Here is a 23,315-nt window from a genome sequence, read left to right on the forward strand (position 1 = left end):
ATTACCGGCTCCCCTGGCTTCCTAGAATGCGGCCATCGCACACCGCTGACGCCGCAACAAAGCGGTCGTCGCGGCCCCCACCCCTCATCCCGGAGTGCACACCATGTGGATTGTCAGGCTCGCGCTGAGCCGCCCCTACACCTTTGTGGTGCTGGCGTTGTGCTTGCTGCTTGCTGCCCCGCTGGTGCTGCTGCGCACGCCTACCGACATTTTTCCGGCCATCGACATCCCGGTGGTCAGCGTGGTGTGGACCTACAACGGCCTGTCCGCCGAGGATATGGCGCGGCGCATCGTCACCGGCTACGAGCGCTCGCTGACCAACAGCGTGGACGATATCGAGCATATCGAGTCGCAATCGCTCGCCGGCGTGGCGGTGATCAAGATCTTCTTCCACCCCGGCGCCGACATCAACCGCGCGATTGCCGAGACCTCGTCGGGCGCGCAATCGATGCTGCGCAACATGCCGCCGGGCACCACGCCGCCGCTGATCCTGAGCTACAGTGCCTCCACCGTGCCGATCCTACGGCTGGCGCTGGCCAGCGACCAACTGCCGGAGCAGCAGCTTTACGACCTGGGCAATAATTTCATCCGCACGCAGCTAGCTACCGTGCAGGGCGCGTCGGTGCCGCTGCCTTACGGCGGCAAGGTGCGCCAGGTGATGGTGGATCTCGATACGCGCGCGCTGCAGGCACGCGGCCTGGCGCCACTGGACGTGGTCAACGCCATCAATGCGCAAAACCTGGTGCTGCCCGGTGGCACCGCCAAGATCGGCGCGCTCGAATACCGGGTCGACCTGAACGGCAGCACCGCCACTGTGGCCGGCCTCAACAACCTGCCGGTCAAGAGCGGCCCCGGCGGCACGGTCTATGTGCGCGACGTGGCCCAGGTGCGCGACGGCTACGCGCCGCAGACCAACGTGGTGCGCCGCGACGGCAAGCGCGCCGCGCTGCTGGAGATCGAGAAGAGCGGCAACACCTCCACGCTGTCCATCATCGCCCAGGTCAAGGCCATGCTGCCGCGCATCATGGCCGGGCTGCCGTCTTCGCTGCGGGTGCAGCCGGTGTCGGACCAGTCGGTCTTTGTTACCTCCGCCATCCACGGCGTGTTGCACGAAGCGCTGATCGCCGCCTGCCTGACCGCCGCGATGATCTTGCTGTTCCTGGGCAGCTGGCGCGCCACGCTGATCATCGCGATCTCGATCCCGCTCTCGGTGCTGGCCGCGCTGATGGCGCTCAGCGCGCTCGGCGAGACGCTCAATATCATGACGCTGGGCGGGCTGGCGCTGGCGGTGGGCGTGCTGGTGGACGACGCCACCGTGGCCATCGAGAACATCACCCACCACCGCGAGCTGGGCAAGCCGCTGGAGCATGCGATCCTGGAAGGCTCGGCGCAGATCGCCGTGCCCACGCTGGTATCCACGCTGTCGATCTGCATCGTGTTCCTGCCGATGTTCCTGCTCACCGGCGTGGCGCGCTACCTGTTCGTGCCGATGGCCGAGGCCGTGGTGTTCGCCATGGCGGCGTCCTACTTCTTCTCGCGCACGCTGATTCCCACGCTGGCGCATTACCTGCTGCGTGGCGAACGCAACGACGAGCACAACGACGCGGCGCAGACGCACGGAACCGGCCGCCTGCGTCGCGCCTGCGCGCGGCTGCAGGCGCGCTTTGAACACGGGTTCGAAGGCGTGCGCACGCGCTACGCCGCGACCCTCGCTGCAGCACTGCGCCACCCCAGGCGGCTGGCCGCCGCCTTCCTGGCCTGCTGTGCCGCCTCGATGGCGCTGGTGCCCTTCCTGGGGCAGGACTTCTTCCCCAGCGTGGACAGTGGCGAGATCCGCCTGCACATGCGCGCGCGCACGGGGACCCGCATCGAGGAAACGGCGCGCATCGCCGATGCGGTGGAGAACCGCATCCGCGCGGCCATCGGCCCGGACCAGGTGGCCGGCATCATCGACAACATCGGCCTGCCTGTCAGCGGCATCAACCTGACCTATGACTCCGCGCTGCCGATCGGCACCGCCGACGCCGAGATCCTGGTGTCGCTGAAGCCGGGCCATGGCGCCACGGCGGGCTATGTCGACCAGCTGGGCGCCCTGCTGCCCAAGGCATTCCCGGGCGTGAGCTTCTCCTTCCTGCCGGCCGACATCGTCAGCCAGATCCTGAATTTCGGGCTGCCGGCGCCAATCGATATCCAGGTGGTGGGCAATCAGCTGGCAGCCAATCGCGCGGTGGCGCAGAAACTGGTTGGCCAGTTGCGCGCGGTGCCGGGGCTGGCCGATGTGCATATCCAGCAACCGGACGACCAGCCCGCGCTGACGGTGAATGTGGACCGCACCCGCGCGCTGCAGGCCGGGCTGTCGCAACGCGAGGTGGCGCAGAACCTGCTGATCTCACTCTCCGGCAGCGGCCAGACCTCACCCAACTTCTGGCTCAATCCGCGCAACGGCGTGAGCTATCCGCTGATGGTGTCGGTGCCGCAGTCCGCCATGGGCTCGCTGCAGTCGCTGTCCAACATTCCGATGGGACTTGGCGCCGCCTCGCCAGGCTCCGCCAGCGGCGGCGACCTGCTCGGGTCGCTCGGCAACGTGGTGCGGTCCAGCCAGCAAGGCGTGGTGTCACACTACAACGTGCAGCCGGTGATCGACATCTTCGGCTCGGTGCGCGGGCGCGATCTTGGCGCGGTGGCGGGCGACATCGGCCGCATCGTCGATGCCGCGCGCAAGACGCTGCCGCCCGGCTCCGAGCTGGTGGTGCGTGGGCAGGTGCAGACCATGCACGCCTCTTTCGCCGGGCTGCTTGGCGGCCTGGCGATTGCGGTGGTGCTGGTGTATCTGCTGATGGTGGTGAACTTCCAGTCCTGGCTTGATCCGCTGGCCATCATCGGCGGCCTGCCAGGCGCGCTGGCGGGCATGGCGTGGATGCTGTTTGTCACGCGCACCACCATCAGCGTGCCGGCACTGACCGGCGCCATCATGTGCATCGGCATCGCCACCGCCAACAGCATCCTGGTGGTCAGCCTGGCGCGCGAACTGCGCGCGGCGGGCGTGGCGCCCCTCGAGGCGGCGCTGCAGGCCGGCATCGGGCGCTTCCGTCCGGTGGTGATGACCGCGCTGGCCATGCTGATCGGCATGATCCCGATGGCGCTTGGCGCGGGCGATGCCGGCGCGCAGAACGCCCCGCTCGGCCGCGCCGTGATCGGCGGGCTAGCCTGCGGCACCGTCGCCACGCTGGTGCTGGTGCCCACCCTGTTCGCGCTGCTGCACCGGTGGCTTGCCGCTCGTGCGCCGGCCCCCATCCCTGTCCCTGATTTGCATCCCGCTCTCGGTCTCGACCAGAAAGGCCCGGCATGACTCTCCCTGCTCCCCCCATGTCCCCATCCAGCGACGTCGCCGCCGCCCCAGGCATGGCACCCGCGCGCACGCGCCGCCTGCGAGCCAGCTTGCTGGGCTTGCTGGTATTGGCAGTGCTTGGCGGCGCGCTGGCCACCGGCATCCTCCCCAGGCTGCATGCCCATGCCACGCTGGCCGCGCGCACCGCCGAAGCCCTGGCCACCACCGTCTCGACGGTGCGGCCTGCCAGCGCGCCAGCGCTGCAGGAACTGACCTTGCCGGGCGACGTGCGCGCCTTCCAGGACGCACCGGTCTATGCGCGCGTCAACGGCTACCTGCGCCGTTGGTACGCCGACATCGGCACCCCGGTCAAGCAAGGCCAGTTGCTGGCAGAGATCGACGCGCCCGAGGTCAGCGACCAGCTGCGGCAAGCGCACGCCGACGAAGCCATCGCCGCGGCCAACTACGCGCTGGCCAAAAGCACCGCCGAGCGCTGGCAAGACCTGCTCAAATCCCGCTCGGTGGCGCAGCAGGACACCGACCAGAAGGTGGCCGACATGCAGGCCAAGGCCGCCACGCTGGCCTCCGCCCGCTCCAACACGGCACGGCTGGCGCAACTCGCCTCATACACGCAGATCCGCGCGCCCTTTGACGGCGTGGTGACCGCGCGCAACGTGGACACCGGCGCGCTGATCGATGCCGGCAGCGCCGGCGGACCCGGCCGGGAATTGTTCCATCTCTCCGCCGGCACGCGGCTGCGTGTGTATGTGCAGGTGCCGCAGGATGCAAGCGGCATGGTCGGCCCGCAGATGCAGGCGTGGCTCACACTGCCGCAGTTCCCCGGCCAGCACTTTGCCGCTGCCGTGGCGCGCAATGCCGGCGCCATCGACAACGTCACGCGCAGCCTGCGCGTGGAGCTGGACGTGGACAACGCGGGTGGACGGATCCTGCCCGGCGCCTATGCCGAGGTCCACCTGAGCGCGCCGCAAGCAAGGGCCGGCCTGACCCTGCCGGCCAACACGTTGATGTTCCGCCCGCAAGGCACCTGCGTGGCTGTGGTGGGCGCGAACGGCATGCTGGCGATCCGGCTGGTGACGCTGGGCCGAGACTTTGGCTCGCATGTGGAGATCACGGAGGGCTTGCAGGGCGGCGAACAGGTGGTGGTCAACCCCGGAGACGGCCTGCTGGCGGGCGATCGGGTCCGGGTGGCGGCGGATGCGCCCGATACGCCCAATACGCCGGCCATCCAGCCGGCAACCACGGCCAGCCAGGCTAAGTAGGCCCGCCATGCAAACTCCCAAGCGTTCTCATCAAACCCGCGTGCCTGCAGCCCGGCCACGCCGCCTGGCGGCGTCGCTCGCCTCGTTGGCGCTGGCAGCGCTGCTCACAGGCTGCGCCACCGCGCCGGCCTACCAGCCACCCACTGTCGACACGCCCGCCGCGTACAAGGAAGCCGGCGCCAGCGCGGCGCATCCGGGCGGCCCGGCGGGCATCGCGCCGGACTGGTGGCACGTGTATGCCGACGCGCCGCTCAACGCGCTCGAAGCCCGCATCGACGTTTCCAGCCAGACGCTGCGCAAGGCCGTGGCCCTGCTGGAAGACGCCCGTGCCCAGGCCCGGGCCGCGCATGCGGCTTACTTTCCCACCATCAACGCCGGGCTGAGCACCAGCAGCAGCCATACCTCGGCCAATGTGGTTGGCCGCTCGCTGGCCGGCAAGACCGAGCCCGACCACCTGCTAGGGCTCACCGCCTCCTGGGAACCCGACCTGTGGGGACGCATCGGCAATGGCGTGGATGCCGCCGAGGCGCGCGCCCAGGCCAGTGCGGACGACGTGGCGGCGGTGCGCCTCGGCCTGCAGGCCGAACTGGCCGCCGACTACTTCGGCCTGCGTTCGGCCGACCGGGAGATCGATCTGCTCAGGCGCACCGTCGACGCCTACGGCACGGTCCTGCAACTGGCCGACAACCGCTACCGTGGCGGCATCGCCACCGAAGGCGATGTGGCGCAAGCCAAGGCGCAGCTCGAAAGCACCAAGGCGCAGCTAGCCGACCTGCGCCTGAACCGCACGCAGCTGGAGCATGCCATCGCCACGCTCCTGGGCGAGCCCGTAGCGCGCTTCTCGCTGCCGCCACTGGCCGATACTGCCGTGCTGCCCACCCTGCCGGCCATGCCGGCCGCCTTGCCCTCGCAGCTCCTGGAGCGCCGCCCCGACATTGCCGCCGCCGAACGCCGCGTGGCAGCCGCCAATGCGCAGATCGGCGTAGCCCGCGCCGCGTTTTTCCCGAGCCTGCTGCTCGCCGTCGGTGGCGGGCTGGAGAGCACCAGCCTGGCCAGCTGGCTGACCGCGCCGAGCCGCTTCTGGGCGATCGGCCCCGCACTGGCCGCCACGCTGTTCGACGGTGGCCGCCGCCAGGCGGTGGCCGACAGCGCGCGCGCCCAGTTCGACGCCAGTGCCGCCGACTATCGCGCAAGCGTGCTGCGCGGCTTCCAGGAGGTAGAAGACAACTTTGCCGCGCTGCATGCGCTGCAGGAAGAGGCCACCAGCCAGCAAGCCGCCACCGAAGCGTCCGAGCGCGCTCTGGCGCTGGGGCTGGACCGCTACCGCAAGGGCGCGGTGGCCTACCTGGATGTCAGCGTGCTGGAGAGCACCGCGCTTGCCAGCGAACGGGCTGCCGAGCTGGTGCACCGACGCCAGTTGATCGCGAGTGTGATGCTGGTCAAGGCACTGGGCGGCGGCTGGCAACGGACTGCCGTGGCGCCATAGCGGCATAGCGGCATAGCGGCATAGCGGCATAGCGGCATAGCGGCATTGGCAGCATCAGCGGTGCATGACGGGATTGTAATGAGATGGTAAGGCCGAGGTCACCGTGCCAAACCAATACTGGTCACAGCCTTTCATCATCTCGATGAAAGCGCAGCGGCCCCAGCCACACCGGGCCCTTCCAACTGAAAGAGGTAACGCACCATGAAAGCAATCGTTCGCACAGTCTTGCTGTCCTGCGCCCTGGCAGCGCCGGCTCTGTCCTTCGCCCAAAGCGAGCAGGCGCCACTCACCCGTGCCGAAGTCCGCGCCGACCTGATCCGGCTGGAGCAAGCCGGCTACCAGCCGGGCCACGGCGACGACGCGACCTATCCCCAGGACATTCAAGCGGCCGAAGCCAAGGTGGCCGCGCAAGATGCCGCCGCAGCCAAGGGGGACGCGGCAAGCATGCCACCGCAGGCTCAGGCCAGCCTGCAACCGCGGATCGACGCCGTGCGCAGCGCCTTCTACTACGGCGCATGACGCGTCAACGCCGCTGCACGCTACGCGTTCCGGCCGCGAATCGCGCGCCCGGAACGCGCTATGCGCCATGCGAAACACAAACGGCGGCGTCAAATCTTGCTCAACACACTGGGGCGAAACGCGAAAGTGCATGTCCTCGCGGCGGCAGGCCTTAAAATCGCGCTCATGTTCGTTTCGAGATCTCGAATCTCGCCAAAACCATGATGAAGAAGCGCCCCCTCCTCGCCGCCCTCCTGTTCGCGTCGATCGCCGCCCACGCACAACCGCCCGGCAAGGATGCGGCCCCCCTCGGCCTTGAGCTTGGCAAAACCAAGTGCGCGCGGATGACACCCGGCCCGAATCGCGTCAAGACAGGCACCACGCCGTGGGCCGGCGGGGACACGGTGGAGCTCAAACACCTTGACCGTTTCAATCTGCCGGGCCTGACCCGCGCGATCGTGAACTGCGACGCGGGCGACACGGTGGCGCTCGTCACACTGACGTTCGATCGGTCCGCGCTGGATGACGTCAGCAAGAAGCTCGACGCCCGCTACGAGTCCAAACGCAAGACCGAGCCCAGTGCCGAGAACGGCTACGCCGAGTGGGAAGCAGCCAACGGCAGCCTCGAGATGCTCTACGCGCGCGACAGCAAGCAGTTCACCCTGGCGTATTGGGCCAAGGGCGCCAAGGCCAAGTATTTCGCCTACAGCGGCACGAACGACAAGAAGCCCGCCGCGCCAGCGCAGTCAACGCAGCCAGCGCAGGCACCCCAGACACAGCCCGCGCCGCTGTAACTGCCGCCCCGAAATGGGCTTTACGCCCCGCCTTCAACGCACTTGCTGCAACCGGCGCAGCAACCGCCGTCCTGCGTCGACCACGCCCGGATCGGCCGTCATCTGGTACCGCACGATCATGCCCTCCACGCAGAGCATCGCCTCTTCGGCAATGGCATCGGGCTCCGGCAGGCCAAGGCGCCTGGCCAGCGAACCGATAAAGGCCGCCAGTTCCGCCTTGTGCGCCACGGATTGCGCCACCTGAGTGCCCTCGCCGGAGGCGCCCGCCTCCGCCACCGCATTGATAAACGCGCAACCGCGAAAATCCTCGTCGGAAAACCAGTCGGCCAGCGCGTGCGCGATGACCTCCAGGCCGGGGCTGGCGGCAAAGCGCGCTTCCACGTCCTGCTCGAACCAGCGCATCCAGCTCTCGTGGCGCCGGTCGAGGAAGGCCGCGATCAACTCGTTCTTTGAGGCGAAATGCCGGTACAGGGACATCTTGGCCACGCCGGACTCGGCAATGATCTTGTCGATGCCGGTCGCGCGCAGCCCGTCCTGGTAGAACAGGCGGGCGGCGGTATCCAGGATGCGCTCGCGGGCGGAAGGCGTGGCCATGGCTGAAGTGTTCCTTGCTGCGAAAAGTGGCACGAAAGTGAGGCGATTATCCCTGATCGGCCTATGCGGACTAAGGGGTTGTTTCAACATGAAGCGAAGCGGCTCTGGCCAGGCGCGCGGCCGCAGACCGTACAAGTGGATCGGCCAAGGCCGCGCAACGACGCCAGAGTCTTTTTGGCTTTTTTAAATGGCCTTTAAAGGCCGAGATCGCTCAGGCTGGCGTGGTCGTCCGGCCGGCGCCCCAGGGGCCAGAAGAATTTGCGCTCGGACGCCTTGATCGGCGCATCGTTGATGCACGCAAAACGCCGCTGCATCAGGCCAGCTTCGTTGAACTCCCAGTTCTCGTTGCCGTAGGAGCGATACCAGTTGCCCGAATCGTCATGCCACTCGTACGCAAACCGTACCGCGATGCGGTTGCCGTCGAAAGCCCACAGTTCCTTGATCAGGCGGTAGTCCAGTTCCTTCTGCCACTTTCGCGCCAGGAAGCCGACGATGGCCTCGCGCCCGTTTACGAACTCCGCGCGGTTGCGCCACGCGCTGTCGACGGTGTAGGCGAGGGCCACACGCTCAGGGTCGCGGCTGTTCCAGCCGTCTTCGGCGCCGCGAACTTTCTGGATGGCGGTTTCACGGGTGAACGGGGGCACGGGCGGACGGATTTCGGGGTTGGACGACATCGACTTCTCCTGGCTGCGACAGCAGTGAATTGAAAAAGGCGGCCTGTAGCCTATTCGGCGAACCCAAAATGATACAGACCTGTCTACATTATTTTGGTAGACAGGTCTGTCTGTCAAGGCGAATCTGCAGGCGTGAAAAAGCCGGCGATCAGCCGGCCTGGAATCCGCCATCAGCGCCGAGGAAGTGCTCAGCGCGGGCGCCGCATGCGGAACAGCGCCTCGGGCCCGATCTCGAAGTAGTCGGCCGGGCCGCCGCCGCGCAGGATCGGCCGGGCTGCGGCAGTGTCATAGATGCCGTCCTTCAACAGCGCCTTGTCCACGTGCACGCCAACCACCTCGCCCAACACCAGCCAGGTCGGCACCTTATTGCCGTCGAAACCTTCGAGCTGGATCAGCTGGGTGAGCTTGCATTCGAACGAGACCGGGCTTTGCGCCACCCGCGGCACCGCGACCAGGCGCGACGCTACCGGCGTGAGCCCTGCCAGCTCGAACTCGTCGACCTCCGGCGGCACGGCCGCGCAGCTCGCGTTCATGGCGTCGGCCAGCGGCCGCGTGGCCAGGTTCCAGCAGAACTCGCGGGTCTGCTCGATATTGCGCACGCTGTCCTTGTAGCCAATGCTGGAAAAACCCACGATGGGCGGCGTGTAGTTGAAGGCGTTGAAGAAGCTATAGGGCGCGAGGTTGATGATCCCATCGCCACCGCGCGACGAAATCCAGCCGATCGGGCGCGGCCCGACGATGGCGTTGAAGGGATCATGCGGCAGGCCATGCCCGTTGGCGGGCTCGTAGAAATAGGGTTCGGCGGACACGAAGCGGGAGACTCGGGAAAACAGCGTTGAGAAGCGGAGGCAGCGCCGCCGCCTCCTTGACCAGATGTTGCCGGGCGCCCGCAGGTGCCAGACAAGCCGTCTGCGATGCTACCAGTTGCCGCGCCAGCGCGTTCGGCGCGGCGCGGTTGGCTCAGCGCCCTCCCGCGGTGGCGGCCGGCTCGTCATAAGCGTCCTGCGCCAGCAACACCAGATCGGCGACGGCCTTGCCACCCGCCGAAAGATGCGCGCGCATCGCGTCAGCCGCTGCGTCCGCATCGCCCGCCAGTACCGCCGCCACGATCACGCCATGCTCCTGGAAGGAACTCGGCACGCGAGCGGGGTTGATGAGTTCGCGATGGCGCCAGTAGATCGCCAGCCGCCGCCGCAGCATGCGAATCTGCTCGGCCAGATAAGGGTTGGCCGTAGCCTGATAGAGCACTTCGTGGAAATCACGGTTGGCATCCACATAGCCCGGCGTATCGGCCGCCTCCACAAAGGCCCGGCCATGCTCGAACGCCGACGACAGCGCCGCCCTGCCCGCCTCGCTGATGCGCTGCGTTGCCAGCCGGGCCACCACGCCCTCCATCTCAGCCAGCGTCTCGAACATTGCCACCAGTTCGGCCACGGTTGGCTTGTGCACGAAGATCCCCGCGCGCGGCACGATCGTCACCAGGCCTTGCGCCGCCAGCATCAGCAATGCCTCCCGCACCGGCGTGCGCGAACTGTCGAATTGCTCGGCCAGCGCGCGCTCGTCCAGCTGCGATCCGGGCTTGAGCTTGCCGGCGTGAATCTCTTCCTCAATCGCCTCCCGGATCCGGTCCTGGAGTGACTGCACGGGTAAACCTCGATTTGATGCTTCCTTTGGCATATCTAGAATCGACCTCAATATATCTAAACATCAATCTTATATGCAAATACACGGCGAACCCCGGCTCAGCATCGACAGAAGCGTTGCAACCATCACCTTTGAACGTCCCAAAGTGGCGAATCGGCTTAGTCCGCGTGATTTGCTGGTACTTCGCGAGCATATCAACTCCATCAATGCGATGGAGAGTGTTTTGGTTCTGCGCTTCACCGGTACCGGCAAGTATTTCTGCAGCGGCTACGACATCGGCGCGCTGGCCAACGCCGACGAGGCGGGGGCGCCGGCCTTCGGCGAGATGATCGACCTGATCGAAGCCGCTCGCCCGGTCACCATCGCGGCGGTCAACGGCGGCGTCTATGGCGGCGCCACGGATCTGTGCCTGGCCTGCGACTTCCGCGTGGGCGTGCCCCACTGCGACATGTTCATGCCAGCGGCCAGGCTCGGCCTGCATTTCTACCGGGGCGGGCTGGAGCGCTATGTCAGCCGGCTGGGCGTGGACACCGCCAAGCGCCTCTTCCTGACGGCTGACCGGCTCGATGCGGATGAAATGCTCAAGGTGGGCTTCCTGACCGAGATCGTCGCGGCCGACACCCTGGCGCATCGCGTCGACGCGCTCAGCGCCACGCTCGCCGGCATGGCGCCCATCGCCCTGCTGGGCATGAAGCAGGCACTGAACCAGATCGCGCGCGGCGCGCTGGACACGGCCGCGCTGGAACGCGAGATCGCGCGGGCCGGGGCGTCGGCGGATTTGTGCGAGGGCGCAGCCGCCTGGCGCGAGAAACGCGCCGCGGTATTCACCGGCAGGTAGGCGCGCCGCGGAAAGCAGAACACAGAACACAGAAAGCAAAAAACAAAACCCGGAGACAACGATGATCAAGCGGCACCCAACCCTGCTGTTCCTGCTAGCGTCCACATCCGCTCTGGCCGGCCCCGCGCTGGCGGCGGACGCTTTCCCAATCAAGCCGATCCGCGTGGTGATCGGCTTTCCCGCTGGCGGCGGCGCCGACAACGTGGCGCGGCTGTACGGCGACGCGCTCTCCAAGGAACTCGGGCAGCCGGTTATCGTCGACAACAAGCCTGGCGCGGGCACCACCATTGCCGCCGAGACCGTGGCCAAGGCGCCGGCCGATGGCTACACCCTGTATATCGCCTCGGCCAGCCTGATGGGCGGCGACAAGGTGCTCTACAAGAACATCCGCTACGAGCCCACGGACTTTGCGCCCATCACGCGGCTGACCGTCTCGCCGCTGCTGCTGGCGGCCAACAAGGAATCCGGCATCACCAGCGTGGCCAACCTGCTGGCGAAAGCCCGCCAGCACCCCGGCGCGCTCAATTACTCGTCCTCCGGCAACGGCGTGATCACGCACCTGGCCGGCGTGCAGTTCACCAAGCTGGCCGACGTCCAGCTTACCCACGTGCCCTACAAGGGCGGCGCGCCGTCCGCGCAGGCGGTGGCCGCCGGCGATGCGCAGTTCACCTTTGCCACGCCGGCTTCCGTGCAGGCCATGATCGATACCGGCAAGGTGGTCGGCATAGCCGTCACCTCCGCCAAGCGCTCATCCGTGCTGCCGAACTATCCGACCATCGCCGAAGCCGGCGTCAAAGGCTACGACGTGACCAACTGGTACGGCCTGTTTGCCCCGGCGCAAACACCGCCCGCCGTGATCGAGAAACTCTTCGCCGCTTCCGCCAAGGCACTGGCCAAACCGGAATTGCGGGCCAGGCTGGCCAGCCGCGGCGAGGAAGTCTCGCCGTCCGCATCGCCCGCGGAGTTCCGGCAGTTCGCGCAGCGCGAAGGCAAGACCGTGGCAGACCTGACTTTGAGCAGCGGCGCCAGGATCGACTGAGCCGCACGCCATTCCCGCACTCGTTCGATGCACCCCGGGCCTCCCGGCCCAAAAGGATTTCCATGATTCGCAATGCCGCAAACCTCCCGCTCGCGGGCTTTACCGTGGTGGACCTGACCCGTGTGCTGGCTGGTCCCTACTGCACCATGATGCTGGCCGACCTCGGCGCGCGCGTGATCAAGATTGAGAACCCCGCAGGCGGTGACGACTCCCGGCATGTAGGCCCGTTCGTGGATGGCGAGTCGGCGTACTTCGCCTCGGTCAACCGCAATAAGGAATCCATCGCGCTCGACCTGAAATCCCCGCGCGACCGTGAAGTCCTGGCGGCGATGATCGCCGGCGCCGATGTGCTGGTGGAAAACTTCCGCGCCGGCGTCATGGAAAAGCTCGGCTTTACATGGGAAGCCTTGCACGCCGCCAACCCTCGCCTGGTCTATGCCTCGATCTCGGGCTTCGGCCAGACCGGCCCCTACCGCGACCGGCCCGCCTACGACATGGTGGTGCAGGCAATGGGCGGCCTGATGAGTGTGACCGGCCAGACCGGCGGCGACCCGGTGCGGGTCGGCGTGTCCATCGGCGACCTTGGCGCGGGACTGTATGCCGCCATTGGCATTCAGTCCGCGCTGCTCAAGCGCAGCCGCACAGGGCTTGGCGAACGCGTCGATATCGGCATGCTCGATTGCCAGGTCGCGCTGCTGGAAAACGCCATCGCGCGCCACTCCGCCACCGGCGCCGTGCCCGCGCCGCTGGGCACGCGCCATCCCTCCATCACCCCGTTCGACATGTTCAAGACCGCTGACGGCTTCATCGTGATTGCAGCGGGCAACGACACCCTGTTCCAGAAACTCTGCGCCGCGCTCGGCCTGCCGGAGCTAGCTGCCGACCCGCGCTTTGCCACCGTGGTGGCGCGCAACCAGCACCACGCCGAACTCAAGACTTGCATGGAAGCGCGCCTGGCTGATGCGGACAGCGCCACCTGGTCGGCCACGCTGGAAGGCGCCGGCGTGCCGCACGGCCCGCTGCAAAGCGTGGCCGACATCGTGCAGGACCCACATGTGCAAGCGCGCGGCATGCTGCTGCAAGCCAGCATCGGCGAGGACCGCCCGATCACCCTGGCCGGCAACCCGATCAAGATCGGCAGCCAGGCAGGCGCGAGCCGCTTCCGGCGCTCGCCCAGGCTGGACGAGCATCGCGCAAGCCTGCTGGAGGAGTTTGGCCAGCATGCCAACATTGACTGACGTTGAATGGCGTTGGATGGCGTTGGATAGCGCTGGATAGCGGCGAATGAAGCAGGCATAAGCACGCCGCGTGCCGGCCAGACCGGTTAAGCTGGCGCCACCGCAACCACGCCGCTTGCCATGACCAAGCCGAGTACGGACCCGAGCGCGCCCGAAGCCGCGCTGGCAGTTGAGTTGGCCATTGAGCTGGAGGCCGGGCTGACGGCGGCCATCACGAATCTGAACCAGGGCAACATCGATGCCGCCGCCAGCTATGCGGCCGCGCTCATCGGCCGCTATCCGGCGCATCCCGCCGTGTGCCAGTTGAGCGCGCAGATTGCCCTGCAGCGTGGCGATGCCACGCTGGCGCGGCGCCATATCGCGCAGGGACTCTCGCTGCGGCCGGATCACCTGCCCTCGCTGCTGATCGCCGGCCGGGCGGCGCTGGCCGATGGCGCGCCGGCAGAGGCGCTGCCGCCCCTGCTGCGCGCCTGCGCACTCAGCGGCAATGCCCTGGAGCCGAGCTATCTCGCCTGCGTCGCCAGGTTGCAGAGCGGAGCGGCGGACGCCGTGGCGGAACTGGGCCTGCTGATCCAGCGGGCACCGGGTTTTGCGCCGGCGTGGATCGAACTGGCGGAAGCGATGCGCAGAGGCGGCGAGCTGCAAGCCGCGCTGGCGGCGCTGGACCGCGCCCTGGCGCTGGACGGCAATATCGCGCGCGCGCAGTTCCAGCGGGGCAAAGTGCTGCATGCGCTCGGGCGCAAGGCCGAGGCCGCCAGCGCCTTTGCCAGTGCCGTCGCGCTGGAGCCGCGCAGCCGGGAGGCGCGCCTGAACCTGGCCATCGCGCAGCAAGAACTCGGCGACCTGAGCGCCGCGCAAGCCACGCTGGAAGCCCTCGTCGGCGCGCATCCGCATGACTACGACGGCTGGATCCAGCTTGGGCTGGTGCGGCAAGACCGGCGTGACCTGCGCGGCGCGCAGGCCGCCTTGCGCAGCGCCCTGGCCTGCCAGCCGGACGCTGCGCCGGCGGCGGTCAACCTTGGCATCGTGCTGCAGGCAGACGGCCAGCCGGATGCGGCCCTGGCCGCCTATGCCCACGCCTACCGCGTTGCGCCGGAGACCTTCGGCCGCATCGCGCAGGCGCTGTGCGCGGGACCGCACGGCCGTCTATGGGCCGACCTCGGCGCCTTGCGTGCCTTGCTGGCCAGCCTCGGCAGCCCGGGCTGCCCTCAGGACTGACCGCCCCGCGCGCGCGGCGCGCGAAAGCGCTTGCGGTACACGCCGGGCGTGGTCAGCACCTCCGCCGCCAGCTTCTCGTAGCGCCCGGCGCCCTCGGCGTCGATCGTGCCGAAAGACAGCTCAAGCTCCGCACGCGGCACCGGGCAGCACTGCGCGACAGGCGTGCCTTTGGGCAGGACGCCGTCGAACTCCGCGTCGGTCCATAGCGCCGGGAAATTGATGCCCACGTCGTGGAAACGGTCCGCATCGACCAGGCCGCTCAGCGTGCGGAACGGCAGATCCCAGCGGTTGGCCGGATGCATCGCCAGCAGCGACCACCCGGGCGGCAGCTCGATGGTCCAGAAACTGTTGAATTTCAGGGCGACGGCATCCGAGTGCAGTGGCGTGCCGCCCAGTTGCTCCGGCACGTGAAAGCTCAGCGGCGCGCGCGGATGGCCGTCGATGCCCGGCTCAGGCAAGTCCCAATCCCACGAGAACACGCCCCGCTCCACGCGCACGTCGCATGGCAGCAGAATCACAAAGCCATGGGTCATGGCATCGATGAACGGCGGGCATTGCTTGATGGTGCGGATGTCCCTGCCGTGCAGGGGCGAGAACGCCTTGGGACGCATCGCCCGCACCCAGTCCGGCAGCGCCTGCTGGGCAGGCTGCGGGCGCGGGAGGTTGTCCTGCAGCAGCGGATCGCAACGGAAGGTCACTTGCATGGCGTGCATGGCTTGGCTAGGTGGAGGCGCTCGATGTGCCGGAGCGGCCATGCAGTGTAGGGGCGAAGAGACGAGTACGTCTAGTTGCCGCGCCCGCCACCCCACCCCTTACCCAATGTCCCGGCAGTCATGACAATTTGGGCGGCATTCGCACAATCGCCGCATTGGTAGTTGCCTTCCTGCCCGCGTCCAGCCACAATCCGCGCTTTTCCGAACGCCCCGCCAGCCGCCAGCGCAACCGGCCACTCATATTCAATTCCCAATGTCAGCCATGTTCCGGCCGTTATGAACGAATGCTGCCCCTCCCTTAGTCTTGCGCCATGTCGGACCGGCAGCGCCAGCACGGAGTGGCGAGCAAGCGGCCGACAGCGGCGTACCGGGCTGCATGCAGTGCCGAATGCGACACAGACCTTGTGCGCAGCGGCCCGCATGACGGCCTCGGCAACGACAACGAAAAAGCGAGACAGCCTGGGTATGAGCGACGTAGCCGCCGCCCCAGCGCACCACAAAGGAGACACTCCGCCATGCTTGAACAGCCGTTCCCCGGCCGTGCCACCGCCCCCGGCACCGACGCGATCGAGGCCAAGGCCATCGACGCCATCGCATCCATGGAAGCCAAGGGCTTCCTCGACCGCTACTTCCAGATCAGCGAGCGCGGCAGCACCGGGCGCCGCGAGGCATTGGCCGGCGCCACCACCTTCATGGCCATGGTCTACTCTGTGTTCGTCGTGCCGGGCATGCTCGGCAAGGCCGGCTTCGATGGCAGCGCCGTGTTCGTCGCAACCTGCCTGACCGCGGCGTTCGGCTCCTTGTTGATGGGCGTGTGGGCCAAGCTGCCCATCGCCATCGGCTGCGCGATCTCGCTGACCGCTTTCACCGCCTTCGGGCTGGTGCTTGGGCAGGGGCTCTCCCCAGCCGTTGCGCTTGGCGCGATCTTCCTGATGGGCGTGGTCTTCACCGCCATTTCCGTGACCGGCGTGCGCTCCTGGATCCTGCGCAACCTGCCGGCCGGCGTGGCGCACGGCACGGGCATCGGCATTGGCTTGTTCCTGCTGCTGATCGCATCCAACGACGTGGGGCTGGTGATCAAGAACCCTGGCGCGGGCCTGCCGGTCACACTGGGCAAGATCACCGCCTTCCCGGTCGTCATGTCGATCCTCGGCCTGGCCGCCATCTTCGGGCTGGAACGGCGCCGCGTGCCGGGCGGCATCTTGCTGGTGATCGTCGCCATCTCCGCGCTGGGCCTGGCCTTTGATCCCGCCGTCAAGTTCACTGGCGTGTTCGCGCTACCCGCGCTGAGCGCGCCGGGCCATGCCTCCTTGATCGGTGCGATGGACATCAAGGGCGCGCTGTCGCTGACGGTGCTGCCTAGCGTGCTGGCACTGGTGATGACGGCCGTGTTCGACGCCACCGGCACCATCCGCGCCGTCGCGGGCCAGGCCGGCCAGCTCGATGCGAAGGGCCAGATCCCCAACGGCGGCCGTGCCCTGACCACGGACTCGCTCAGCTCGATCTTCTCGGCCTTCTTCGGTGGCGCGCCCGCTGCGGCCTACATCGAATCGAGCGTTGGCGTGGCCGCTGGCGCAAAGACCGGCCTGGCCGCGGTGGTAGTCGGCCTGCTCTTCCTGGCAGTGATCTTCTTCTCGCCGCTGGCCGGGCTGGTGCCTTCGTACGCGACGGCACCTGCCCTGATGTATGTGGGCCTGCTGATGCTCAGCAGCGTCAGCAAGCTGCATATGGACGATATGGTCGACGCCATGGCCGGCCTGGTCTGCGCGGTCTTTATCGTGCTGACCTGCAATATCGTCACGGGCATCATGCTGGGCTTCTGCACCTTGGTGATCGGCCGCATCGTGGCCGGTGAATACCGCAAGCTGAATGTGGGCACCGTGGGCATCGCGCTGGCGCTGGCCGTTTTCTACGGCGGCGGCTGGGCGATCTGAGCCTTGACGGCCGTGGCACTGCCAGCGGCCGGTATCGAGAGGCGACACCGCGCGGTCCGACGGGCCATGCGGTGTTGCCACGCAAGCGGGTACTGAAAGCCAGCGCAACGATGACACTGGCTTTTTTGCGAAGCGGGCGAATTCCCGTCCCGCTTCTTTTTTTAGCGGCCTCGCCCTCTCGCGAATGGCCGCAAATCGCGCAGACTCAGGCCGCCGCGCGCCGTTGCGGCACGGATGCCTGCACCGTCGCTGCCAGTCCCTGCGCCAGGTCGGCGATCAGATCCTCCGGCGCTTCCAGGCCGATATGCAGGCGGATCACCGGCTCGGCGCCACGCCAGTACGAGTGTTCCGCCAGGCGCTCCGGCGCTGCCACCTGCACCAGGCTTTCATAGCCGCCCCACGAAGCCCCCAGCCCGAACAGGCTCAGCGAATCCACCAGCTTGCGCGCCGCCGCCACATCGGCGGTGGGCAGCGCGAACGAGACCAGCCCGTTGGCGCCCGAGAAATCCCGCAGCCACAGCGCGTGTCCGGGGTCCGAGGGCAAGGCCGGATAGAACACCCGCCCTACCGCCTCATGCGCTTGCAGGAACTGTGCCACCGCCAAGGCATTGCGCTGGTGCTGGGCCAGCCGCACGGCCAGCGTGCGGATGCCGCGCAGCGCCAGGTAGGCATCGTCCGCGCTGATGGCCAGGCCGAAGCCATCGTAGGCATCGGCAATGCGGCGCGCCAGCCCCTCGTCCTTGACCACCACCGCGCCCTGCATCAGGTCGGAATGGCCGCTGATGTACTTGGTCGATGCCAGGATCGATACATCCACGCCGAGCGCCAGCGGCTGCAGCACATGGCCGGAAGCCCACGTATTGTCGGTGGCCACCACCACGCCATGGCGGTGCGCGATCTGCGCAAGGCGCGGCAGGTCCAGCACCTCGTAGAGCAGAGAGCTGGGCGACTCCAGGTAGAGCAGCCGCGTGTTGGGGCGGATCAGCGCGTCCAGATCGTCCTGGCTGGGAGAGAAGTAGCTGACCTCGATGCCCAGGCGGCGCAGCAGCGTTTGCTCCAGCCTGCGTACCGGCGCGTAGACGCTGTCCACCACCAGCGCATGGTCACCCGGCGACAGCAGCGCGAGGAACGTCAGCGAGATCGCAGCCAGCCCCGAGGGCGCCAGGAAGGTGCGGTTGCCGCCTTCGAGCGCGGCAATCGCGTCTTCCAGCGCGCGGTGCGTATCCATGCCCTGCCGGCCATAGGAGCTGACACGCTCGCCGCGCGCATGGCGGGCCCGGATATCGTCATAGGCGTCCGAGTTCTCGAAGCGCACGGTGCTGGTGCGCACCACCGGCACATTGACCGGGCCGTGGCCCTGGACAAAGGGCGGCGTGCCGGCGTGGATCAGTTGGGTATCGCGATGATGGCTCATGGTTCCTGGATTGGGATGGTGGCTTGCGCCGCGCTCAGACAGCGAAGCGCAGCTTGTCGAAGGAGAAGACGAAGGGATCGGCCTGCGCACGCGGGGCCGCGCCGAGCGAGCGGTTGAGAAAGGCGCGCGTGCGCTCGCTGCGCGGCGCGCTGAAAATGCGGCTGGCCGGGCCATGCTCGACAATGCGCCCGCCTTCGGTGAAGTAGACCTCGTCGCTGATTTCTTCGGCAAAGCGCATCTCATGTGTCACCAGCAGGCAGGTCAGCCCCTCCTCGACCAGGTCGCCGATCACGGTCAGCACCTCGCCCACCGTCTCCGGGTCCAGCGCGGAGGTCACCTCGTCGAACAGGATCAGCTCGGGCTCCATGGCCAGCGCGCGGGCAATCGCGACGCGCTGCTGCTGGCCGCCGGAGAGTTCGCCCGGATACGCGCCGGCCTTGTCGGCCAGGCGCACCTTGCGCAGCAACGCGATGGCCGTGGCCTCCGCCTGGGCGCGGCCGCGCCCCAGCACGCACAACGGCGCGATGGTGAGGTTCTGCAGCACGGTCAGGTGCGGAAACAGGTTGTACTGCTGGAAGACAAAGCCCACACGCTTACGCAGCGCAATGCGCTCGGCCTCGCTGCGCAACTCGCGCACTGCAACGCCGCCGACCGTCACCGTGCCCTGCTGCGGCTCCAGCAGGCCGGTAAGGCACCGCAGGATGGTGGACTTGCCCGAGCCGGACGGGCCGATGATGGACACCGCCTGCCCGCGCCGCACTTCCAGGTCGATGCCCTTGAGCACCGGGTTGCCGCCAAAGGCAAGGTGCACGTCCTTGAGCGCAACCAACGGCGCGGCAGCCTCGGGGACCACGGACAACACGGGTCCGCCGTTATGTTCAGGCAACAGCATATTTTTGTTCCAGGAAACGGGTGAAGCGCGAAATCGGGTAGCACCAGGCAAAGAACATCGCCAGCACGGTGAAATAGATCAGCACGGTAAAGGCGGTCTGGTTGACGGTATTGCTGGCGATCTGCGCGGTATCGAGCAGATCGTGCACGCCCACCAGCGAGGCCAGCGCGGTGCCCATGGTGAGCGTGGCGTACAGGTTCATCCACGGCGGCAGCATGCGGCGCACGCATTGCGCAACGATGATCAGCCGCAGGATCTGCCAGCGCGAGAACGCCATTGAGCTGGCCGCCTCCCACTGCGTGAGCGGGATCGACTGCACCGCGCCGCGCAGCACCTCGGCCACATTGGCGCTGGCCGGCAGCGCCAGCCCCACCACCACCTTGAACCAGTCGGGGAACGGCACGATATGGCTGCCGATATTCACCTCGAACGGGAAGACGTAGGTGGAGAAGTAGATCAGCACCAGCCAGGGCGCATTGCGGAACACCTGCACGTATAGATGCGCCGGGCGCGACAGCAGCGCCACCGGCGACAAGCGCAAGGCGCCGACCAGCAGCCCGCCGGCTGTGCCCAGCAGGATCGCCAGCAGGCTCACGCCGATATTGACCAGGAAGCCGCGCACCAGCGCCGGCGACCATTGCCAGGCGCTGGCCAGCGCGCGGGCCAGGTCCGGATGGCGGGTCGCCGCGAGCGCCACCGCCACCAGCGGCAGGAGCCACAGCAGCCCCGCATAACGACCGGCGCGCGACGTTGCGGGCGCGGAGAGAAAAGTGGAATCAGCGCTCGCCATAGCCGGGCATCCTTAGTCGAAGTTCCAGCCAGTTGCCCGCCTGGCTGACCACCCAGGTCAGCAGGCCGAAGAACAACAGCAACAGCACCATCAGTTCCAGCACGTTGTCGCGCTGGGTCCAGATCATGATGGAGGCGTAGGTGATATCGCCCACCGCAATCGCGGACGCCACCGCCGTGGCCTTGACCAGCTCCACGGAATTGTTGACCAGGGCAGGCAGGGCAAAGCGCACCGCCAGCGGCAACTGCACGCGCCAGAGCAAAGTACGGCGATCAAAGCCGAGCGACGCCGCCGCCTCCAGCGTGACCTTGGGCACCGCCTCGATGCCAGCGCGCAAGGCTTCGGCATGAAACACGCCCTTGTGCAGCGACAGCACCACCACCACCCACAGGAACGGCGTAAGCGGATTGGTCCGCTGCGCGTCCTGCAAGGCATGGGTGATCAGCATGTTGAGAACCAGGAAGGCGCAGTAGAGCTGTACCAGGGTTGGCGTGTTGCGGGTGATTTCCACAAACGCGCGCGTGGCACCGGCCAGCAGCGCGTTGCGCGAGGTCAGCGCCGCCGCCATTCCCACTCCGGCGACCAGGCTGCCGGCAAGGGTGCAAAGTACCAGCTGGATGGTTACCCAGGCGCCATGCACGAAGGAGGCGCGGTCATAGGCATCGGCGAGGAACGCGTAGTTCAGGCCGATGCGGTGCGCCGCATCGATCCACCAGGCAATCGCTGCTTCCATCAGGAACGGGCGCCCTTGAACTTGTCATGCAGCTCGGTCAGCGCCGGCGACGGCGGCAGAATGCCGGCCTTCTTTTCGGTGGCAACCAGCCAGCCGCTGCGATGCCAGTTCTGCACGATGCGGTCCACCGCAGAAATGGTGTCCTGCTCGCCCTTGCGGGTCCAGATCACGGTCGGCGCGGGATTAAGTTCAGGCAGCACGATGCGGTAGTTCTGCCATTCCGGGTTGCCCCGCACCAGAGGCTGCAGCAGCGTGTTGTCGTGCACGGCGCCGGCGCAGTTGTCACCGCGCAGCGCCAGCAGCGATTCCGCCGAGCCCTTGAAGCCCTTCGGGATGGCGCCGTATTCCACCTGCACCGGGCGCGTATAGCTGCTGCCCTGCGAGATGCACACCGTCTTGCCCTTCAAGTCTTCCCAGCGGCGGATATCGCTTTGCTTGGGCACGATCACCGCACCGCCCACACGGTAGTAAGGCGTAGGCACGTGGCCCAGCTGCTCACCGCGCTCGGCGTTGTATTCCATCGCCGCGATCAGCACGTCGACTTTGCCCTGCTGCAGGAACTGCACGCGATTGGACGGCTGCACCTGCACCGTTTCCAGCTCCACATTGAGCTGCCTGGCCAGGTCCTGCGCGAGGTCCGCATTGAAGCCGACGGGCTTTTGCGTGGCGGGATCGATCGAGCCGAAAGCGCTGCCGGACAGCATGATGCCGACCACGATCTTGCCGCGCTGGCGGATCTTGTCGAGCGTGGCGTCGGCCTGCGCGGCGCCGGCAAAGAAAGTGCCGGCCAGCAAGGCGGCAGCGAAGGCGAGAGGACGCGGGGAGCGCAGCGAAAGAGTGCGGGTCATGGTGTGTTCGAGTTCTTGTTGGCTAAGTCGTGGTTAGTGCAATGCAGCCGACAAACTGTACGCAAGCGCCGCCGGGCACGGAACGAATAAAAGAGCCAATCGTTATGCGCATTCCGTTTCCCGTGGCAGCACAGCGCGGCCGCATATCCATGCGCGGAAAGATTCGTTGGCCGCAGGGGCCACGCTTTCTAAGCTTTGCGCTCGATTCGCCTCAGGCATTACCGTCATGCAACGTCGCACCCTGTTCCGCTCCCTTCTCTGCCTGCCCGTCGCCGCTGCGGCGGCGGCCATCGCTGGCGTACCCTTTCACAGCTATGCCACGCAGGCCCCGCAGGCCTTCCCCGCGCGTCCCGTGCGCATCGTGGTGCCGGTGGCGCCCGGCGGCAGCGCCGACAAGCTCGCGCGTACGCTGGCGCTCAAGCTCAGCGAGAAATGGGACCAGCCCGTGGTGGTGGAAAACGTGGTGGGCGCCAGCGGCACCCTGGGTGCCGCGCAGGTGGCGCGGGCCAAGCCAGACGGCTACACCTTGCTGCTGGGTGGCGAAGGCGTGACGCTGAACGCCTCGCTGTTCAAGACGCTGCCGTACGATGCGAGCCGCGCGTTTCGCGGTGTCAGCAAGGCGGTGGTGAATCCGCAGATCCTGGTCGCCAGGCCAGATCTTGGCGTGCGCAACCTGCAGGACTACATCGCGCTGGCACGCAAGAAGCCCGGCGAGGTCACGCTTGGCCTGCCGGGCAATGGCGGCATTGCCCACGTGGCCCATGAAATGCTATCGCGCCAGACCGGCATCAAGGTCAACTACATTCCCTACGCCGGGGGCGCGCCCGCCACGGTGGACCTGCTTGGCGGGCATATCGACGCAACACTGATCACGCTCGCGGCGGTGACCGATTACGTGCGCTCCGGCCGGCTGACTGCGCTGGCGGTGACCACGCCCTATCGCTCGAAGGCGCTGCCACAGGTGCCGACCATGGCGGAGGCAGGTGCTGCGGGTTTCGCGGTGGAAAGCTGGCAGGGGCTGCTTGCGCCTGCGGCTACGCCTGCTGATGTGGTGGATCGCATTAGCCGCGATGTTGCGGCTGTGCTTGATGTGCCGGCTACGCGGGGACAGCTGGAGGATGCGGGGTATGTTGTGGTGGGGTCTTCGGCGCAGGAGCTGGATGCTACGTTGGCTCGGGATTTGCCTAGGTATGCTTCGGTGATTTTGGCTTCGGGGATGTCGTTGCGGTAAGTGTCGTTGTGTCGTTGTGTCGTTGTGTCGTTGAAGTAAGTCAACGGCAAAGGCAACTGCAGTTTCACCACCCCTGCGGGGCGGCGACCTACTTTCTTGTCTTGCCAAGAAAGTAGGCAAAGAAGGCGC

At 67.3% G+C, this 23,315-nt stretch carries 21 protein-coding genes; 11 read left to right on the top strand and 10 right to left on the bottom strand.

Annotated features, from left to right (window positions below; translation table 11 throughout):
- Positions 1–103 precede the first annotated feature (103 nt).
- From AC1RQK_RS20185 to AC1RQK_RS20205, 5 genes are all read left to right on the top strand, one after another.
- On the top strand, positions 104–3,349 hold the full coding sequence (locus AC1RQK_RS20185) for an efflux RND transporter permease subunit (protein WP_492810720.1): 3,246 nt from the start codon (positions 104–106) through the stop codon (positions 3,347–3,349).
- A complete protein-coding gene (locus AC1RQK_RS20190; RefSeq protein WP_492810722.1) occupies positions 3,346–4,608 on the top strand; it encodes an efflux RND transporter periplasmic adaptor subunit in 1,263 nt (420 codons plus the stop codon). The genes AC1RQK_RS20185 and AC1RQK_RS20190 overlap by 4 nt, the downstream gene beginning before the upstream one ends.
- A gap of 7 nt (positions 4,609–4,615) precedes the next feature.
- Positions 4,616–6,094, top strand: coding sequence for an efflux transporter outer membrane subunit (locus AC1RQK_RS20195; RefSeq protein WP_492810724.1), 1,479 nt, complete (start codon positions 4,616–4,618; stop codon positions 6,092–6,094).
- A gap of 201 nt (positions 6,095–6,295) precedes the next feature.
- Complete coding sequence (locus AC1RQK_RS20200; RefSeq protein WP_492810726.1) at positions 6,296–6,613, top strand: DUF4148 domain-containing protein; 318 nt, start codon at positions 6,296–6,298, stop codon at positions 6,611–6,613.
- 203 nt (positions 6,614–6,816) lie between these two features.
- Complete coding sequence (locus AC1RQK_RS20205) at positions 6,817–7,386, top strand: hypothetical protein (protein WP_492810768.1); 570 nt, start codon at positions 6,817–6,819, stop codon at positions 7,384–7,386.
- A gap of 33 nt (positions 7,387–7,419) precedes the next feature.
- On the opposite strand, the gene AC1RQK_RS20210 is transcribed toward AC1RQK_RS20205, so the two are convergent.
- The 4 genes from AC1RQK_RS20210 to AC1RQK_RS20225 form a co-directional block, all read right to left on the bottom strand.
- On the bottom strand, positions 7,420–7,980 hold the full coding sequence (locus tag AC1RQK_RS20210) for a TetR/AcrR family transcriptional regulator (RefSeq protein ID WP_492810728.1): 561 nt from the start codon (positions 7,978–7,980) through the stop codon (positions 7,420–7,422).
- Between the two features lie 194 nt (positions 7,981–8,174).
- Positions 8,175–8,654 carry a nuclear transport factor 2 family protein gene (locus AC1RQK_RS20215; RefSeq protein ID WP_174425015.1) on the bottom strand — a complete coding sequence of 160 codons (480 nt, stop codon included), beginning with the start codon at positions 8,652–8,654 and terminating at the stop codon, positions 8,175–8,177.
- A gap of 188 nt (positions 8,655–8,842) precedes the next feature.
- Positions 8,843–9,463, bottom strand: coding sequence for a flavin reductase family protein (locus AC1RQK_RS20220; protein ID WP_492373167.1), 621 nt, complete (start codon positions 9,461–9,463; stop codon positions 8,843–8,845).
- Positions 9,464–9,614: 151 nt separating this feature from the next.
- Entirely contained in the window at positions 9,615–10,298 is a 684-nt protein-coding gene (locus AC1RQK_RS20225; protein WP_492810731.1) for a GntR family transcriptional regulator, read from the bottom strand.
- 73 nt (positions 10,299–10,371) lie between these two features.
- Between AC1RQK_RS20225 and AC1RQK_RS20230 the strand changes: the two genes are divergently transcribed.
- The 4 genes from AC1RQK_RS20230 (at position 10,372) to AC1RQK_RS20245 (ending at position 14,631) form a co-directional block, all read left to right on the top strand.
- On the top strand, positions 10,372–11,136 hold the full coding sequence (locus AC1RQK_RS20230; protein WP_492810733.1) for an enoyl-CoA hydratase/isomerase family protein: 765 nt from the start codon (positions 10,372–10,374) through the stop codon (positions 11,134–11,136).
- 61 nt (positions 11,137–11,197) lie between these two features.
- Positions 11,198–12,175 (top strand): Bug family tripartite tricarboxylate transporter substrate binding protein, encoded by a 978-nt coding sequence (locus AC1RQK_RS20235; protein ID WP_492810735.1) that lies wholly within the window; start codon positions 11,198–11,200, stop codon positions 12,173–12,175.
- Positions 12,176–12,237: 62 nt separating this feature from the next.
- The gene (locus tag AC1RQK_RS20240) at positions 12,238–13,413 is read left to right on the top strand and encodes a CaiB/BaiF CoA transferase family protein (RefSeq protein ID WP_492373171.1); all 1,176 of its coding nucleotides are present in this window, start codon (positions 12,238–12,240) and stop codon (positions 13,411–13,413) included.
- A gap of 120 nt (positions 13,414–13,533) precedes the next feature.
- Positions 13,534–14,631, top strand: coding sequence for a tetratricopeptide repeat protein (locus AC1RQK_RS20245; protein ID WP_492810738.1), 1,098 nt, complete (start codon positions 13,534–13,536; stop codon positions 14,629–14,631).
- On the opposite strand, the gene AC1RQK_RS20250 is transcribed toward AC1RQK_RS20245, so the two are convergent.
- Positions 14,622–15,335 carry a hypothetical protein gene (locus AC1RQK_RS20250; RefSeq protein ID WP_492810740.1) on the bottom strand — a complete coding sequence of 238 codons (714 nt, stop codon included), beginning with the start codon at positions 15,333–15,335 and terminating at the stop codon, positions 14,622–14,624. The genes AC1RQK_RS20245 and AC1RQK_RS20250 overlap by 10 nt on opposite strands.
- Before the next feature lie 524 nt (positions 15,336–15,859).
- On the opposite strand from AC1RQK_RS20250, the gene AC1RQK_RS20255 reads away from it, so the two are divergent.
- Positions 15,860–17,278, top strand: coding sequence for an NCS2 family permease (locus AC1RQK_RS20255; protein ID WP_492810742.1), 1,419 nt, complete (start codon positions 15,860–15,862; stop codon positions 17,276–17,278).
- Positions 17,279–17,483: 205 nt separating this feature from the next.
- On the opposite strand, the gene metC is transcribed toward AC1RQK_RS20255, so the two are convergent.
- From metC to AC1RQK_RS20280, 5 genes are read right to left on the bottom strand one after another with little or no spacing between them, the layout of a single operon-like run.
- Positions 17,484–18,692: a cystathionine beta-lyase gene (gene metC, locus AC1RQK_RS20260; RefSeq protein WP_492373173.1), complete on the bottom strand. Its 1,209-nt coding sequence runs from the start codon at positions 18,690–18,692 to the stop codon at positions 17,484–17,486.
- Positions 18,693–18,726: 34 nt separating this feature from the next.
- A complete protein-coding gene (locus AC1RQK_RS20265) occupies positions 18,727–19,584 on the bottom strand; it encodes an amino acid ABC transporter ATP-binding protein (RefSeq protein WP_492810745.1) in 858 nt (285 codons plus the stop codon).
- Positions 19,571–20,374, bottom strand: coding sequence for an amino acid ABC transporter permease (locus tag AC1RQK_RS20270; protein ID WP_492810747.1), 804 nt, complete (start codon positions 20,372–20,374; stop codon positions 19,571–19,573). The genes AC1RQK_RS20265 and AC1RQK_RS20270 overlap by 14 nt, the downstream gene beginning before the upstream one ends.
- Positions 20,361–21,107 (bottom strand): amino acid ABC transporter permease, encoded by a 747-nt coding sequence (locus tag AC1RQK_RS20275; protein ID WP_492373175.1) that lies wholly within the window; start codon positions 21,105–21,107, stop codon positions 20,361–20,363. Before AC1RQK_RS20275 ends, AC1RQK_RS20270 begins: the two co-directional genes overlap by 14 nt.
- Positions 21,107–21,955 carry a transporter substrate-binding domain-containing protein gene (locus tag AC1RQK_RS20280; RefSeq protein ID WP_492810749.1) on the bottom strand — a complete coding sequence of 283 codons (849 nt, stop codon included), beginning with the start codon at positions 21,953–21,955 and terminating at the stop codon, positions 21,107–21,109. Before AC1RQK_RS20280 ends, AC1RQK_RS20275 begins: the two co-directional genes overlap by 1 nt.
- Before the next feature lie 226 nt (positions 21,956–22,181).
- Here AC1RQK_RS20280 and AC1RQK_RS20285 point away from each other — a divergent pair, with 226 nt between their 5' ends.
- Complete coding sequence (locus AC1RQK_RS20285) at positions 22,182–23,186, top strand: tripartite tricarboxylate transporter substrate binding protein (protein WP_492373177.1); 1,005 nt, start codon at positions 22,182–22,184, stop codon at positions 23,184–23,186.
- The last annotated feature ends 129 nt before the right edge of the window (positions 23,187–23,315 follow it).

The sequence above is a fragment of the Cupriavidus sp. GW822-FHT02D05 genome, from assembly GCF_058802485.1.

Excerpts from the sequence above, each read along its gene's own strand:
- AC1RQK_RS20185 (WP_492810720.1), top strand. The coding sequence starts at position 104 with ATGTGGATTGTCAGGCTCGCGCTGAGCCGCCCCTACACCTTTGTGGTG.
- AC1RQK_RS20190 (WP_492810722.1), top strand. The coding sequence starts at position 3,346 with ATGACTCTCCCTGCTCCCCCCATGTCCCCATCCAGCGACGTCGCCGCC.
- AC1RQK_RS20195 (WP_492810724.1), top strand. The coding sequence starts at position 4,616 with ATGCAAACTCCCAAGCGTTCTCATCAAACCCGCGTGCCTGCAGCCCGG.
- AC1RQK_RS20200 (WP_492810726.1), top strand. The coding sequence starts at position 6,296 with ATGAAAGCAATCGTTCGCACAGTCTTGCTGTCCTGCGCCCTGGCAGCG.
- AC1RQK_RS20205 (WP_492810768.1), top strand. The coding sequence starts at position 6,817 with ATGAAGAAGCGCCCCCTCCTCGCCGCCCTCCTGTTCGCGTCGATCGCC.
- AC1RQK_RS20210 (WP_492810728.1), bottom strand. The coding sequence starts at position 7,980 with ATGGCCACGCCTTCCGCCCGCGAGCGCATCCTGGATACCGCCGCCCGC.
- AC1RQK_RS20215 (WP_174425015.1), bottom strand. The coding sequence starts at position 8,654 with ATGTCGTCCAACCCCGAAATCCGTCCGCCCGTGCCCCCGTTCACCCGT.
- AC1RQK_RS20230 (WP_492810733.1), top strand. The coding sequence starts at position 10,372 with ATGCAAATACACGGCGAACCCCGGCTCAGCATCGACAGAAGCGTTGCA.
- AC1RQK_RS20235 (WP_492810735.1), top strand. The coding sequence starts at position 11,198 with ATGATCAAGCGGCACCCAACCCTGCTGTTCCTGCTAGCGTCCACATCC.
- AC1RQK_RS20240 (WP_492373171.1), top strand. The coding sequence starts at position 12,238 with ATGATTCGCAATGCCGCAAACCTCCCGCTCGCGGGCTTTACCGTGGTG.
- AC1RQK_RS20245 (WP_492810738.1), top strand. The coding sequence starts at position 13,534 with ATGACCAAGCCGAGTACGGACCCGAGCGCGCCCGAAGCCGCGCTGGCA.
- AC1RQK_RS20250 (WP_492810740.1), bottom strand. The coding sequence starts at position 15,335 with ATGCAAGTGACCTTCCGTTGCGATCCGCTGCTGCAGGACAACCTCCCG.
- AC1RQK_RS20255 (WP_492810742.1), top strand. The coding sequence starts at position 15,860 with ATGCTTGAACAGCCGTTCCCCGGCCGTGCCACCGCCCCCGGCACCGAC.
- metC (WP_492373173.1), bottom strand. The coding sequence starts at position 18,692 with ATGAGCCATCATCGCGATACCCAACTGATCCACGCCGGCACGCCGCCC.
- AC1RQK_RS20265 (WP_492810745.1), bottom strand. The coding sequence starts at position 19,584 with ATGCTGTTGCCTGAACATAACGGCGGACCCGTGTTGTCCGTGGTCCCC.
- AC1RQK_RS20270 (WP_492810747.1), bottom strand. The coding sequence starts at position 20,374 with ATGGCGAGCGCTGATTCCACTTTTCTCTCCGCGCCCGCAACGTCGCGC.
- AC1RQK_RS20275 (WP_492373175.1), bottom strand. The coding sequence starts at position 21,107 with ATGGAAGCAGCGATTGCCTGGTGGATCGATGCGGCGCACCGCATCGGC.
- AC1RQK_RS20280 (WP_492810749.1), bottom strand. The coding sequence starts at position 21,955 with ATGACCCGCACTCTTTCGCTGCGCTCCCCGCGTCCTCTCGCCTTCGCT.
- AC1RQK_RS20285 (WP_492373177.1), top strand. The coding sequence starts at position 22,182 with ATGCAACGTCGCACCCTGTTCCGCTCCCTTCTCTGCCTGCCCGTCGCC.